Genomic DNA, 14,723 nt, shown 5'->3' on the forward strand with positions numbered 1-14,723 from the left:
CGCGTGGTCGCGGCCGTGGCCGGCGGCGGCGCGCCCGGCGCGGAGAGTTCGATGCTGAAGATCCGCGGGACGCAGATCCGCCAGGAGATCAGCGCCTTGAACCGCCGCGCCATGGGCCCGTACGCGCGCCCCTTCGTGCCCGAGGCGCTGCACGACGGCTACGACGCGCCGCCCATCGGCCCGGACGGCGCCAACAGCGCCGCGGCGCAGTACTTCAACAACCGCAAGCTGTCGATCTTCGGCGGCTCCAATGAAATCCAGAAGAACATCATCTCCAAGATGATCCTTGGACTGTAAGGGCTGGCCATGAATTTCGAACACACCGAAGACCGGCGCATGCTCTCGGACATGCTGCGCCGCTTTGTCGCCGAGCAATACGACTTTGCCACCCGCATGCGCCACGCTGAATCGCCGCAGGGGTACAGCGCCGAGTTCTGGCAACGCTACGCAGAGCTGGGCGCCATCGGCGCGCTGTTCACCGAGGCGGACGGCGGGCTGGGCGGCGCGGGCTTTGACATCTCCGTCGTCTTTGAAGCGCTGGGCCGCGGCATGGTCGTGGAACCCTTCCTGGATGCGGTGATGGTGGGCAGCGCGATCGCATCAAAGGGCACGCCCGAACAGCGCGAGGCACTGGAAGGCCTGATCGCCGGCAGCCTGACCGCCGCGCTGGCCCAAGCCGAACCGCAATCCGGCTACGACCTCAACCAGGTGCAGACGCGTGCGCAACGCAGCGCCGACGGCTGGGTGCTCAATGGCGCCAAGGCCGTCGTCTACGCGGGCGAACACGCGGATCTCTTCCTGGTGTCGGCGCGCACGTCGGGCGCCGACGACGATGAGGCCGGCATCAGCCTCTTTCTGGTGACCAAGGCGACGCCCGGCCTGAGCCTGCGGGGCTACGGCCTGATCGACGGCGGGCGCGCCGCGGAGCTGGTGCTGGACAACGTGCAGCTTGGACCCGGCGCGTTGCTGGGCGAAGCGGACGCCGGTTACCCCCTGCTGGAACGCGCCGTGGGACGCGGCATCCTGGCGCTGTGCGCCGAGGCCGTGGGCGCGATGGAGTGCGCGCGCGACGCCACGCTGGAATACCTGCGCACGCGCCGCCAGTTCGGCGCACCGCTTGGCAGCTTCCAGGCCTTGCAGCATCGCATGGCCGACGTGCTGCTGGAGATCGAACAGGCGCGTTCGGCCGTCATCAACGCGGCCGCCGCCGTCGACCACCCCGATCGCGTCACGCGCGAACGCGCGCTGTCGGCCGCCAAGGTCACCATCGGGCGCATCGGCACACTGGTGGCCGAAGAATGCATCCAGCTGCATGGCGGTATCGGCATGACCTGGGAGTTGCCGCTGGCGCACTACGCCAAGCGCCTGATCATGATCGACCATCAGTTGGGCGACGAAGACCATCACCTGCGCCGCTACATTGCGCTGGGGCAGGCATGAGCGGGGACGCACGGCCATGATCGAATCCCGTTCCGCCACCCTCTCCCGCCCCTTCGCCGCGCCGTTCCCGGTGCGCACCGTAGAGGACGTCCAGCGGCTGCAGGCGCGGCCGCTGGAAGAAACGCTGACGGTGCAAAGCACCTACGAGATCTTCTGCAATTCCGCGGCCGCGTTCGGCGACCGGCGCGCGCTGACCTTCCTGCGCAGCGCGGACCCCGCCGACGACGCCATCAGCTGGACCTATCAGGACCTGCTGGCCGGCATCCACCAGACCGCCAACCTGCTGCACAGCCTGGGCATCCGCGAAGGCGACGCCGTGGGCGTGCTGCTGCCCGGTTGCCTGGAATACCACCTTGCCCTCTGGGGCGGCGAGGCGGCCGGCATTGTTCAACCGCTCAATCCGCTGCTCACCGAAGACAAGCTGGCGTCGCTGATGACGACGGCCGGCGCCAAGGCGCTGATCGCCTATGGATCCGACGTGGAGTGCGGTTCGTGGTCCAAGGCGCTGCGCCTGATGGAGCGCGTGCCGACCCTGAAGTCGCTGTTGCGCGTGGCGCCGTGGCAGGAAGCCGACGCGGACCGTCCCGCGTTGCCGGACTTCGCGCTGGATTTCAATGCCGCGCGCGCGGCCCAGCCTTCCGACCGGCTGGTCAGCGAACGCGTCATCCGCGCCAGCGACGTGGCCGCCTATTTCCACACGGGCGGCACCACGGGCGCGCCCAAGCTGGCGATCCACACGCACGCCAATCAGGTGTTTTCCGCGTGGGCGGCCGTGCAGCTGCAAAACGCAGGTCCCGGCGACGTGGTCATCAACGGCTATCCGCTGTTTCATGTGGCGGGGGTGCTGCCGGCATCGCTGGCGGCGTTGTCGTCCGGCGTCGAGACCGTCATTCCCACCACCCTGCTGCTGCGCAACCGCGACGTGCTGCGCAATTACTGGCGCCTTGTCGAAAAGCACCGCGCCACGTCCCTGCAGGGCGTACCGACCATCCTGGCCGCGTTGGCCGAGGTGCCGCTGGCCGGCGCCGACATTTCGTCACTGCGCTACTGCCGCACCGGCGCCGCGCCCCTGCCCGCCGAGCTGGCCGCGCGCTTCAAGCGCCTCTTCGGCCTGCACGTCAGCGAAAGCCTGGGCATGACCGAGATGGCGGGCATCACCTCGATCTCGCCTCCCGGCTGCGAATTCCCGGTCAACTGCGTGGGGTTCCCGCTGCCTTACGTGCAGATCCGCATCGTCAGCCTGGACATGCCCGCGGGCCAGCCCGCGCGCGACCTGCCGCCCGGCACGCCGGGCATGGTGCTGATCAAGGCGCCCAACGTCATCCCCGGTTTTCTGGACCCCGACGACACCGCGCGCGCCTTTACCGAAGACGGCTGGCTCATCAGCGGCGACGTGGGCGTCCTGGATGCCGAAGGCCGGCTGCATCTTCAGGGCCGCGCCAAGGATCTGATCATCCGCGGCGGCCACAACATCGACCCCAAGACCATTGAGGACGCCCTTGCCAGGCACCCCGCCGTGCAGCTTTGCGCAGCGGTAGGCGCCCCCGACGCCTACGCGGGCGAATTGCCCATCGCCTTCGTCACGCTGGCCGAAGGCAGCGAGGTGACCGAGGCGGAACTGGTGGCTTACGCCGCTGAGCACGTGGACGAAGGCCCCGCGCGGCCCAAGCGGGTCGTCGTGCTGGACACCATGCCGATGACCAACGTGGGCAAGATCTACAAACCCGATTTGCGCCGCCTGGCGACCGCCGTGTCGGTCGAGGCCGTGGTGGCGCGCACCCTGCAAGCGGCTGGCCGCGCGCAAGACGATCCCGTCTTCCGCGTGCTGGCCGATGCGCAACCGGATGTCGCCGTAGAAGCCGGCGCCGGTGCGCCCGCGCCGCTGAAAGCCCAGCTGCGCGAAGCGCTGTCCCGGCTGCCCGTCAAGGTCGACTTGCGCGACTGACCGGCCGCCCATAACAACCATCAGGCAAACCACCAGGAGACAAACAATATGACCCGACTTCCCCTGCGACGCGCTGTCCTCGCCGCCCTGACGCTCACGCTGGCAAGCGCCGCCTTGCCCTTTTCCGCCAGCGCCCAGACGGACTTTCCCACCAAGCCCATCACCCTGATCGTGCCTTTCCCGGCCGGCGGCTCGACCGACCGCCACCTGCGGATCGTGGCGCAGGACGCCTCCAAACACCTGGGCCAGCCCGTCATCGTGGAAAACCGCCCGGGCGCGGGCGGCACGCTGGGCACGGCGACCATGGCCAAGACCGCCAAGCCGGACGGCTACACCATCGCCCTGTACACCCTGGCGATGCTGCGCATGCCTTACATGCAGAAAAGCAGCTGGGATCCGATCAACGACTTCACCTTCATCCTGGGCCTGTCGGGCTACACCTTTGGCTTCACGGTGCGGTCCGATTCGCCGTACAAGACCTTCAACGAATACATCGAGGCGGCACGCAAGGCGCCCGGCAAGATCGATTACGGCTCGACCGGCATTGGTTCGTCGCCGCACCTGATCATCGAAGAGATCGCCATCAACGCCAACGTCAAGCTCAACCACGTGCCGTTCAAGGGCAACGCCGACATGCAGCAGGCGCTGCTGGGCGGCCACGTCATGGCGCAGAGCGACGCCACCGGCTGGGACCAGTTCGTCGATTCCGGCAAGATGCGGCTGCTGGTCACCTTTGGCGAAAAGCGCACCACGCGCTGGCCCGACGTGCCGACCGCGCAAGAGCTGGGCTACAAGGTCGTGTCCACGTCGCCGTATGGCCTGGCCGGACCCAAGGGCATGGACCCGGCGGTCGTGAAGATCCTGCATGACGCGTTCAAGAAGGCGCTGTTCGACCAGGCCAGCATGGACGTCATGAAGCAGCTCAATCAGGAACCGGCGTACCGCAGCAGCGAGGACTACAAGGCCTGGGCGCAGGCCACCTTCGTCAAGGAAAAGGCATTGATCGAAAACCTGGGGCTGATGGCCAAGTAGCGGGACAAGCTGGCAGGACAGGCGCCGGGACGACGAGGGGCGGCTGGCAAGCGGTGCCGCGCTGGTCCGCATGCAGCCCGCAGCGTGCAGACAGATTTTGTATGCAAGAAATGTCTGCCGCCCCGGCCGGCTTTTGTTAGACTGGCTGCCCGACGATTTCCCGCTACCGGCAGCCCTGCCGCGCCTCATGAATCAGGACGTCCAGCCAGACCCCAGCGCCGACGACATCGCCAAGGAAGTGTCCGCCGCCATCGTGGCGCACAAGCTTCCGCCCGGCACCCGGCTGCGCGAGGAGGCCCTGGCCCGGGTCTACAAGGTCAGCCGCACCAAGATCCGCGCCGCGCTCCTGATGCTGTCCAAGGACAAGCTCATCAACATCGTTCCGGACAAGGGCGCCTTCGTCAGCAAGCCCGACGCGAACGAGGCGCGCGAGGTCTACGCCGTGCGGCGCATCCTGGAAGCGGCATTGGCCCGGGAATTCGTCGCCTGCGCCAAGACCGCCGACTTCCGCCGCATTGATGCGCATCTGGCCGAGGAACGCCTGGCGCTGGAAAGCGGCGACGTGCAGGCGAGAAACCGGTTGCTCAGCCAGTTCCACATCCTGCTTGCCGAAACCGTCGGCAACTCTGTGCTGACCGGCATGCTGCGCGAATTGTCGGCGCGCAGCGCGGTGATCACCGTGCTGTACCAAAGCTCCCACGACGCCAATTGCTCGTCGCGCGAGCATCACGCCTTCATCGAGGCGGCGCGCGCCGGCGATGCCGATCGCGCCTGCGCCCTGATGGACGAACACCTGGAACACGTGCTGGCCGCGCTGGATTTCAGCGGTAACCGGCAGGCGGGTAGCGATCTGGTTGCCGCGCTGCTCAGCTGAGGCGCGGCTGGCCTGACGCGCTTTCCGCCCCGCAGCGCTATCCCGCCCGCAGCAATTGCTCCATGCGCTGCTGAAGCCAGCGCTCGGTCTCGTTCAGGACCGCCCCTTGCAGCCACAACGTGCGCACGGACAGCATCGGCAACGCCAGTTCCGCGCACGGCACCGGTGTCAGCGTAGTGCTGAAGCTCTCGTATTCCGCGATGTTCAGCGGCAGGATCGCAAAGCCCAGGCCGTCGGCCACCATGCCCGCGATGCTGTAGAAGCTGTCCGTGCGCCACACCGTGGGACTGAGCACCATGTCTTCCACGCCCTCCATCTGCATGACAAGCTGGCGGTGCCGCGCCAGGTCCTCGCGCGACACCTGCGGCAGCGCAGCCAGCGGATGGCCCGACGCCACGAAGATCCCTTGCGCCACGTTGCCCAGCGAACGGTGCGCAAAGTCGCTGCCGGGGTCGCCCCGGTCGAAGTGGAACGCGATGCTGGCCCGGCCCTGCCGCACGTAATCGGCAACCTCGGTCGCGGTGCCGTTCAACTGCGTCAGCTCAAGCGCCGGGAATCGCTCAGCCAGTTCCAACGCCAACGCGCCCAGCACCAGATACGGCAAGGCCTCGTCCAGCGCAATCGACAGTCGCGCCTCCTGACCGCCGGCAAATGCCAGCGCGCGCTGCGACAGCCCGCCCGCCTGGCGCAGCAACTCTTTCGCTTCCAGCAGCATCACCTCGCCGGCCGGCGTCAGCACCGCGTTGCGCCGCGACCGGTCAAACAGTTCGACGCCCAGGTCCGCCTCCAGCAGGCCGACCGCCGTGCTGACCGCGGACTGGGCACGTCCGATGCGGCGCGCCGCCGCCGAGAACGACCCGGCCTCCGCCGCCGCCACGAATTGCCGTAGTTGGTCCAAGGTCCATTGCATGGTGTCCTCCTGTCAATCCATCGATTTTATAGATGCAATCCAACTTTTTATGGCGGATATATAGATGGATAATGCCAGCCCGTGATCCCGAGCGGGCACGCCGCGCCCCGGAAGCACGGTTTTCAAAGGAGTAGAACCATGCAGCGGACTCATTCGAACGCTGTTGCCGCGGCCACCCCCGACCGTTGGCTCGTGCTGGCCATCGTGTCCAGCGCCTTGCTGCTGATCGTCGTCGACATGACGGTCCTTTACACCGCCCTGCCGCGGCTCACCCACGAACTGGGCGTCACCGCATCCGCCAAGCTGTGGATCGTGAACGTATACGCGCTGGTCGTGTCCGGCCTGTTGCTGGGCATGGGCACGCTGGGCGACCGGCTGGGCCACAAGCGGCTCTTCATGATGGGGCTGGCCGTGTTCGGCGCGGCGTCGCTCGCCGCCGCCTATTCGCCCGGCGCGGTTGTCCTGATCGCGGCCCGCGCGCTACTCGGTGTGGGCGCGGCGATGATGATGCCCGCCACACTGTCCATCCTGCGGCTGGCCTTTGCCGACGAGCGCGAGCGCGCCGTGGCCATTGGCGTCTGGGCGTCGGTCGCCTCGGGCGGCGCCGCCCTCGGACCCGTCGTGGGTGGCCTGCTGCTGGAGCATTTCTGGTGGGGTTCGGTGTTTCTCATCAACGTTCCCATCGTGCTGCTGGCGTTGCCGCTGGCCTGGCGGTTCATCCCGGCAAGCCAGCCCGATGCGTCGCGGCCGTGGGATCTGGTCGGCTCATTGCAGGTGATGGCGGGCATGATCCTGTCTGCCTACGCGCTCAAGGAACTGGGGCGCGCGTCGCCGTCCTGGCTGCATGCCATCGTGGCCTGCGCGGCGGGCGCCGCCATCCTGGCCGTTTTCGTGCGCCGTCAGCGGCGGCGGCCCTATCCGCTGATCGACTTCGCCATCTTCCGCAACGCGTCCTTCAGTTCGGCCGTGGCCGCCGCCTTGTTTGCCGCCGCGGCGCTGCTGGGCATGGAGCTGGTGTTCAGCCAACGCTTGCAACTGGTGCTGGGCATGTCGCCGATCCAGTCCGCGCTGTTCATCCTGCCGCTGCCGCTGGCCGCCTTTGTCGCCGGGCCGCTCGCGGGCCTGTTGCTCGGGCGCGTGGGCAGCCGGCGCATGCTGTTCCTGTCGCTGCTGGTGTCAGGCGCTGGCATGGGCGGGTACCTCCTGACCTACGATGCGGCGGTCATCCCGCAGATGATCAGCCTTTGCGTGCTGGGCCTGGGCATCGGCGCCACCATGACGGCCGCGTCCAGCACCATCATGCAAAGCGCCTCGCCCGAACGCGCCGGCATGGCCGCGTCGATCGAGGAAGTCTCGTATGAACTGGGCGGCGCGCTGGGCGTGACGCTGATGGGTTCGATCCTGTCGGGCGTGTACGCGCAGTCGCTGTCCGTGCCGGCGGGCGTGGCAGCGACCGGCGCCGCGCGCGACAGCCTGGACGAAGCGCTCGTCGTCGCCGAACGCCTCCCCGCCGATCTGGCGGCCACGCTGACCGAGATGGCGCGCGCCGCCTTTGAGACGGGCTACGCCGCGGTGATCGCCACCGCCACGATCATGCTGCTGGGCACCGCCGCGTTCGTGCTGCTGAACCGCGCCCGCCGGGCGGTGCAGCCGGGCTGAAGCCGCGGGGCGCGTCGGGAACTGCGCGCCGACGTGCGGCCGCACTGCCCGCACCAATCAGCCGTTGCGGAATGCGTGGTCCAGGTCCGCGATCAGGTCTTCCTCGTGCTCCAGGCCGATCGACACGCGGATCAGGCCTTCGGACACGCCCGCGGCATCGCGCTCCGCCGCGGGCACCCCAGAATGCGTGGTCGACGCCGGGTGACACACCAGCGTCTCAGTGCCGCCCAGGCTGACTGCCGAGCGAAACAGATGCAGCGCATTGATGAAGCGGAACGCGCGATCGCGGCCGCCCTCCAGCACGAAGGCGAAGGTTGAACCCGGCCCGGTGCATTGGCGCTTGTAGACCTCCTGATAGGCGCGATCCGTAATCAGTTCCGGGTGGAACACCTGCACCTTTTCATGCGGATTGCCCGCCAGCCACTCCGCAACGCGGGTCGCCGTGCGCGCCGCCTGCTTCATGCGCAGGACCACCGTTTCCATCGACCGCGTGATCATCCAGCACGAATGCGGATCCAGTTGCGACCCGAAGGCGCTGCGAATGGCGCGCACCTTCTTGATGAGCTCCTTGCTGCCGGTGACCGCCCCCGCCACCAGATCGCTATGTCCGCCCACGTACTTGGTCAGCGAGTACACCGACAGGTCCACCCCGTGCTCCGCCGGCTTCTGGAAGATCGGCCCGAGCAGCGTGTTGTCGCACACCGAAATCGGCCGGTAGCCGTGTCGCGTCTGAAACGCATCCAGCTCGTTCTTCATGGCCTCGAAATCGAACAGCGCGTTGGTCGGATTGGCGGGCGTCTCCACATAAAAGAGCTTGACCGGCCCCTTGGCAGCGGCCGCGTCCAGCGCCAAGCGCATGTTGCGCGGCGAAAGCCCGTCCGCCACGGGATATGAACCGACACCCCACTCCGGAAAGATCTTGCCGATCAGCGTCTCGGTGCCGCCATAGAGCGGCACGGATTGCACCAGCTGGTCGCCCGGTCGCAGAAAGGCCATGAGCACCGCGCTGATCGCGGACATGCCGCTGGAAGTCACGGCGGCATCCTGCGAGCCATCCAGCAGCGACAGCCGATCTTCCACGATCTCCAGGTTCGGGTGATTGAACCGGCTGTACACCAGCCCCGCCGTCTCGCCCTGCGGCAAGGGCTTGCGGCCGGACACCAGATCAAAAAACGCGGCGCCGTCCTCGGCCGTGCGGAACGCGAAGGTGGACGTCAGAAACACCGGCGGCTTGACCGCCCCCTCGGACAGATAGGGATCGTAGCCATAGGACATCATCTGCGTTTCGGCATGCAAGGGGCGGCCGAAGATGTCTTTCTTGTGATAGCTCGAGTACGTCATGGTGTGCCTCTCTCTGGTGTTCCAGCCGACCGGGCGGGCGCGTCACGCATCTCCCAGACGATAACGCCGCGACGCGGGGGAGATATTGCAGGTTGTGACGTGCGCACGCCGGCAACAGCGGATGCAGAAGAGGCGGCGCTGGCCTTAATCCACCGTCGCCCCGGACAGCTTCACCAACTTGGCCCACTTATCGATTTCCTGGTCCAGGAAGGCCTTGAATTGCGCCGGCGATTGGCTCGTGGGCGCGGATCCCTGATCCAGCAGCACCTTGCGGAAGCCGGGCTCCTGCGTTACCGACTTCAGGGCCTGGGCGAGCCGATCGACGACAGCAGGCGGCGTGCCGGCAGGCACGAACACACCGTTCCACAACGACACATCGAAGCCCGGAAGCGCTTCGCCCACCGCCGGCACATCGGGCAGACGCGGCGAGCGCTCAGGGGTGGTCACCCCCAGCGCCCGCAGCTTGCCGCTTTCCAGGTACGACAGCACCTCAACCAGCGGCGAAAACACCGCCTGCACCTGGCCGCCCATCAGGTCCACATTCGCTGGCGCCCCACCCTTGTACGCCACATGGACCATATCGCCCTTGGCCATCGCGTTGAACAGCGCGCCGGACAGATGCGAGGCCGACCCGTTGCCCGCGGAGCCGTAGTTCACCGGCGCGTCTTTCTTCTGAACCAGCGCGATGAACTCCGTGAGCGACTTGGCCGGCACGCTGTTGTTCACGGTCAGCACGTTCGGAATCGACGCGATCTGCGACACGGGAATCAGATCGCGACGCAGGTCAAAGCCCATGTTCTTGTACAGCGTCACATTGGTGGCAATCGTGCTGGTCGCCAGCAGCAGCGTGTAGCCGTCCGGCGTAGCGCGCGCCGCCACGCTCGATCCCAGGTTGCTGCCCGCCCCCGCGCGGTTCTCCACGACCACCTGTTGCTTGAGTTGCCGCGACAGATGTTCGGCGAGCAGCCGCGCGGTCGCATCCGTGCTGCCGCCGGCCGCAAAGGGAACGATCATCGTGATGGCCTTGCGGGTGGGCCAGTCGGCGCCCGCGTCGGGCTGAGCCGCATGCACTGCCGGGGCGCCCGCGCCAAGACAGGCGCCCAAGGCAAGGGCGATGATTGCGCGTGAAGTCATGGTTGTCTCCTTGATTGGAATAAGCACGGCCGATCCGGGCGTTGCGTCGTACGCGCAACTACCCGAAGGCCGGTGAAGGGTGCGGCTGGCGCCGCGTGCGAACTGCTATTGCGGTGTCACGACGACGGTGCCTGCGTCGGCATCCACGTCCAGCCAATCGCCCGTGGCGATGGCCTTGGTCGGGTCTTCGTCCAGCCCGGCCACGACGGGAATGGCGCCGATGATCGCGCCGATCGTCGTGATGGGCTCGGGGGTCACCTGCACGAACGCCAGCGGCGCCGTGCCACGCGAGACCATGTCGTAGATCTTGTAGGAGCCGCCGGTCGATCCCTTGCCGGTCAGAAACACCAGCACCTTGCCGGCGATGTTCACGCCTTCCAGCTCGTGTCCGGGTTCGGTGACGATGCCCGTCATGTTGTCGACGCCGCCGTTGAAGCTGATCGCCTCTCCCGTCACGACGGCCTGTCCGCTGGTCTTGCCCTTGACGATCTTGCGCCCCGTGAGGATGCGTTTGGCTTGGATCATGACGCTTACCTCCAGACGCCGCTGACGGCGGCCTGCATGACGCGATTGAGATTGCCGTAATGCGTGGGCAGGCCGAATTGGCCGGGCGCATAGAACGCCATCTTGGCGGAGTTGGTAGTCAACGTCCGATAGCCCTTGGCCGGTGCGATCACGCGGCTGCGGGCCAGGAACGGGCACGTTTCCCGCACGACCGTGCCGCCGGCGTCCTTGATCGTCTGGATGTACCCCATGCGCTCGGCCATGGCATACATGGCGCCGGCCGTGGTGACCCACAGCGCGACCTCCGGATGCACCTTTTTGCCTTCGAGCGCCTCAGCCACCTCGCGGATCTCCTGCACCGACGCATTCGGACAGCCCACCAGAATCCAGTCCACGTGATCCGACGGCTCTTTGTTCAGCGCGGCCTCCGCCTTCTTCTTTTCGGCGTCGTCAAACACCAGCACTTTTTCGGGCGCGTTGCCGCCGAATGCCGCCTCAAGCGTGGGCGCTTCGGGCGTGACGCCGACCGCATGGAACATGCTCACCGCACCGGAAGCCGCCAACGCGGCGCTCAGCGCCTTCAACTGCTCCAGCGTGGGATCGGAAGGAATACCCGTGAAGACCGGCGTGTCCTGTCCGGCGATGCGGCCGGCAAAGTAGCCCAGCGTGCCGTAATCGGTCATGTCGTCGAGCGTGGTCTCGACCTTGACCAGCAGCTTCCCGTAGCGGTTCTCCGTCAGGTGAAAGCCGTACTCGGGCGTGCGACCCGTCAGCGCCGTGGCCAGCCCACTGGGTCCACCCTCACGATTGGTGCGGGCGCCGCACACCGAATTGGCGTACACCACGGCCGACGACTCGCCCCATGCCATGTGTTCGCCGAACCGCGGGCTGTTGCCGACCAGATAGGGAATACAGGTGTTGCAGGTGTTGGCGCCCATGCCGGCGTAAGCGTCCGTCAGGCGCGTCTGCAGGGCGCTGTCCGATTCGGGAATGCCGATCTCGCGCCACTGCACCGGATCGACCGCCGTCGGGTTCGTCGTCACCCGGGTGACGAACGTGCCGCCCTGCCGCTTGATGTCTTCGACAAAGCGCGTCCCGGCTTCCTCCGCGACGAGGACGGACGAACCCGCCATATGAACGTTGCTGACCTGCAGCAGGCGCTTGGCGCCAAAGCTCTCGCCCAGCGCCACCAGGATCTCCATGGCCTTCTGCACGGCCGGTCCCTTGCCGCCCGTCAGCATCGCCGACTCTTCTTCCGTAAGAAACATATGCACGCCTCCAATGCGTTCGAATCCTCAGGCCCAAATTCTGAGCGCGGCGTTAAATCAAAAAAAGCGATAAATTGGAATCCAATCAGATTCCCAAATTCGATTTTTTGCCGACCACGAAGGAGGCGCCGTTGATCACGTTCAAGCAACTCGAAGCCGTGTATTGGGTCGTCCAGCTTGGCGGTTTTGCACCGGCGGCCAACCGGCTGCACACCACGCAGTCGGCGGTATCCAAACGCGTGCAGGAACTGGAAGCGCTCTTTGACACGCCGCTCTTTGACCGCACGTTGCGCACGGCCCGGCTGACGGAGAAAGGCGAAGAAATGTTCCTGCTGGCCAAACGGCTGCTGGAACAACGCGATGCGGCCATCGAGCAGTTTCAGCGCCCGGACGTCATGGAGCGCCACGTCCGCATCGGCATCACGGAGCTGACGGCCATGACGTGGTTGCCTAGACTGGTGAGCGCCATCCAGGCGCGCTATCCCCGGGTCATCATCGAGCCGCACGTCGATACCAGCGCCATCCTGCGCGACAAGCTGCTGGCCGACGAGGTGGACCTCATGATCGTGCCGGACGTGTTCGACGACCAGCGTTTCGTTTCCCGGCGGGTCGGGCAGGTCGTCAATTCGTGGATGTGCAAGCCGGGGCTGACTCCGCGGCGGCGCCTCAAGGTGCAGGACCTCGTCAAGCACCGGCTGCTGACGCAGGACGAGCGTTCAGGCACGGGGCAGCTCTACAACCGGTGGTTTCGCTCGGTGGGCGTGCAGCCCGAGCAGACCGTGTTGAGCAACAGCCTGGTGGCGTTGATCGGTCTGGCGATCTCAGGCATGGGCATCAGCTACCTGCCCAAGACCTTTCTGGCGCCGATGGTGGAATCGGGCGCACTGGAAATCCTGACAGTGACGCCCGCCCTGCCGCCTGCCGCCTACGCTGCGGTCTTTCGCGGCGACCGCCCCAGCAACCTGATTTCCGCCATCGCGGCGCTGGCGCAGGAACAATGCGATTTCGGCAAGATCTTCCAGTCGGATGCGCAGGCGCCGCGGGCGCCCGACGGGTAACACGGCGGCGCAATCGGGAAAAAGGCAGGCGGTCCGCCCCCCGTGGCTTGCCTGCCGGCTCAACGCAACACAAACGGATTGCTGGCGGTCGCCCCGCTGTTGATCCAGACGCTTTTGACCTGCAGGAACTCCTTGACGGCGTCCATGCCGTTCTCGCGCCCCAGCCCCGAATCCTTGTAGCCGCCAAACGGCGCCATGAAGCTGACCGCACGGTACGTGTTCACCCATACCGTGCCGGCCTTCAATCGCTCCGACATCCGGATGGCGCGGGCGATGTCCTGCGTCCACACGGCAGCGGCCAGTCCGAACCGAACATCATTGGCGATCCGCAGCGCCTCGGCTTCGTCCTTGAAGCGGATGATGGACAGCACCGGTCCGAACACTTCTTCCTGGGCGATGCGCATGTCGTTGCGCACGTCGCCGAAGATAGTCGGTTCCACGAACCACCCCTTGCCGCATTCCGGCCGTTGCGCGGCCTTGCCGCCCAGCAGCAGGGTCGCCCCTTCGTCCCGCGCGATGCGGATGTAATCCAGCACCTTCTGGTATTGGGGCGGCGTCGTGACAGGCCCGACCTGCGTGGCCGGATCCATCGGATCCCCCATGCGCGCGGCCCCCGCCAGCGACAGCAGCTTTTCGACAAAGCGATCGTAGATGCTGTCCTGGAGCAACAGGCGCGAGCCCGCGATGCAGGTTTGCCCGCTCGCCGCAAAGATGCCCGAGATCGCACCGAACACGGCCTGTTCCAGGTCCGCATCCTCGAAGACGATGTTGGGCGACTTGCCGCCCAGTTCCAGCGAGGTGTGCTTGAGCAGACGCGCGGCCTGCTCGTTGATCAGGCGGCCGGTCTGGTCCGACCCGGTAAAGGTGACCTTTTGCACCAGCGGGTGCTGGACCAGCGCGGCCCCCACTTCCTGGCCATAACCTGTCACCACGTTCAGCACGCCCGGGGGAAACCCCGCCTCGTCGAACAGTTCCGCGAACTCCAGCGTCGACGCGGAGGTGAACTCCGACGGCTTCACGACCACCGTGCACCCTGCCGCCAACGCGGGCGCAATCTTCCAGCCCAGCAGCAACAGAGACGAATTCCACGGCGTGATCGCCGCCACCACGCCCAGCGGTTCGTGGCGCGTGTAAGTGAAGTAGCCCTTCTTGTCCAAGGGCAGCGTCGACCCGTGGATCTTGTCCGCCAGGCCGCCGTAGTAGCGGAACCATTGGGGCAGGTACGTCAGCTGTCCCAGCATCTCGGCGAACAGCTTGCCGTTGTCCCGGACTTCCGTTTCCGCGAGCTTGCGCGCATCGCGTTCGATGAGATCGGCCAGCCGGTACAGCAACCTGCCGCGCTCGGTGGCGGTCAGTTCCGCCCACGGTCCTGCCGAAAAGGCGAAGTGGGCGGCCTGCACCGCCACATCGACGTCTTGCGCGGCCCCGCGGGCAACCCGCGCCCAGGCCTCGCCGGTGTAGGGGTTCTGCGTCTCGAACCATTCGCCCGAGAGGGCAGCGGCCGGCGCACCCGCAATCCGCATTGAGTAAGTCTTCATCACAGCCTCCCGGCCTGAAT

The 14,723-nt window shown here is 66.6% G+C and carries 13 protein-coding genes; 7 read left to right on the plus strand and 6 right to left on the minus strand.

The window, feature by feature from the left end; genetic code table 11:
* The 5 genes from B3446_RS18290 to B3446_RS18310 all read left to right on the plus strand — a co-directional run.
* Positions 1 to 297 (plus strand): acyl-CoA dehydrogenase family protein (locus B3446_RS18290; RefSeq protein ID WP_291383853.1); only part of this gene is annotated, 297 nt, incomplete at its 5' end.
* A 9-nt stretch (positions 298 to 306) separates the two neighbouring features.
* Complete coding sequence (locus B3446_RS18295) at positions 307 to 1,440, plus strand: acyl-CoA dehydrogenase family protein (protein ID WP_291383854.1); 1,134 nt, start codon at positions 307 to 309, stop codon at positions 1,438 to 1,440.
* A 16-nt stretch (positions 1,441 to 1,456) separates the two neighbouring features.
* Entirely contained in the window at positions 1,457 to 3,385 is a 1,929-nt protein-coding gene (locus B3446_RS18300; RefSeq protein WP_291383855.1) for an acyl-CoA synthetase, read from the plus strand.
* Positions 3,386 to 3,433: 48 nt separating this feature from the next.
* A complete protein-coding gene (locus tag B3446_RS18305; RefSeq protein ID WP_056561896.1) occupies positions 3,434 to 4,417 on the plus strand; it encodes a tripartite tricarboxylate transporter substrate binding protein in 984 nt (327 codons plus the stop codon).
* A gap of 187 nt (positions 4,418 to 4,604) precedes the next feature.
* Positions 4,605 to 5,291 (plus strand): GntR family transcriptional regulator, encoded by a 687-nt coding sequence (locus B3446_RS18310; protein ID WP_291383856.1) that lies wholly within the window; start codon positions 4,605 to 4,607, stop codon positions 5,289 to 5,291.
* A gap of 37 nt (positions 5,292 to 5,328) precedes the next feature.
* On the opposite strand, the gene B3446_RS18315 is transcribed toward B3446_RS18310, so the two are convergent.
* Positions 5,329 to 6,201 (minus strand): LysR family transcriptional regulator, encoded by an 873-nt coding sequence (locus B3446_RS18315; protein ID WP_175121223.1) that lies wholly within the window; start codon positions 6,199 to 6,201, stop codon positions 5,329 to 5,331.
* A gap of 138 nt (positions 6,202 to 6,339) precedes the next feature.
* Between B3446_RS18315 and B3446_RS18320 the strand changes: the two genes are divergently transcribed.
* A complete protein-coding gene (locus B3446_RS18320) occupies positions 6,340 to 7,860 on the plus strand; it encodes an MFS transporter (RefSeq protein ID WP_291383857.1) in 1,521 nt (506 codons plus the stop codon).
* A gap of 57 nt (positions 7,861 to 7,917) precedes the next feature.
* Here the strand turns inward: B3446_RS18320 and B3446_RS18325 are convergent, their stop codons facing one another.
* The 4 genes from B3446_RS18325 to B3446_RS18340 form a co-directional block, all read right to left on the minus strand.
* Positions 7,918 to 9,201: a cystathionine gamma-synthase family protein gene (locus tag B3446_RS18325; RefSeq protein WP_191575410.1), complete on the minus strand. Its 1,284-nt coding sequence runs from the start codon at positions 9,199 to 9,201 to the stop codon at positions 7,918 to 7,920.
* A 144-nt stretch (positions 9,202 to 9,345) separates the two neighbouring features.
* A complete protein-coding gene (locus B3446_RS18330) occupies positions 9,346 to 10,335 on the minus strand; it encodes a Bug family tripartite tricarboxylate transporter substrate binding protein (RefSeq protein WP_291383858.1) in 990 nt (329 codons plus the stop codon).
* A 105-nt stretch (positions 10,336 to 10,440) separates the two neighbouring features.
* Positions 10,441 to 10,860: an aconitase X swivel domain-containing protein gene (locus B3446_RS18335; RefSeq protein WP_291383859.1), complete on the minus strand. Its 420-nt coding sequence runs from the start codon at positions 10,858 to 10,860 to the stop codon at positions 10,441 to 10,443.
* Positions 10,861 to 10,865: 5 nt separating this feature from the next.
* Complete coding sequence (locus B3446_RS18340; RefSeq protein ID WP_291383860.1) at positions 10,866 to 12,107, minus strand: aconitase X catalytic domain-containing protein; 1,242 nt, start codon at positions 12,105 to 12,107, stop codon at positions 10,866 to 10,868.
* A gap of 134 nt (positions 12,108 to 12,241) precedes the next feature.
* Between B3446_RS18340 and B3446_RS18345 the strand changes: the two genes are divergently transcribed.
* Positions 12,242 to 13,165 (plus strand): LysR family transcriptional regulator, encoded by a 924-nt coding sequence (locus tag B3446_RS18345; RefSeq protein ID WP_191575858.1) that lies wholly within the window; start codon positions 12,242 to 12,244, stop codon positions 13,163 to 13,165.
* A 59-nt stretch (positions 13,166 to 13,224) separates the two neighbouring features.
* On the opposite strand, the gene B3446_RS18350 is transcribed toward B3446_RS18345, so the two are convergent.
* Entirely contained in the window at positions 13,225 to 14,703 is a 1,479-nt protein-coding gene (locus tag B3446_RS18350) for an aldehyde dehydrogenase (RefSeq protein WP_291383861.1), read from the minus strand.
* Positions 14,704 to 14,723 lie beyond the last annotated feature (20 nt).

Source organism: Achromobacter sp. UBA5777 (assembly GCF_002418565.1).
Lineage (GTDB): Bacteria > Pseudomonadota > Gammaproteobacteria > Burkholderiales > Burkholderiaceae_B > Achromobacter > Achromobacter animicus.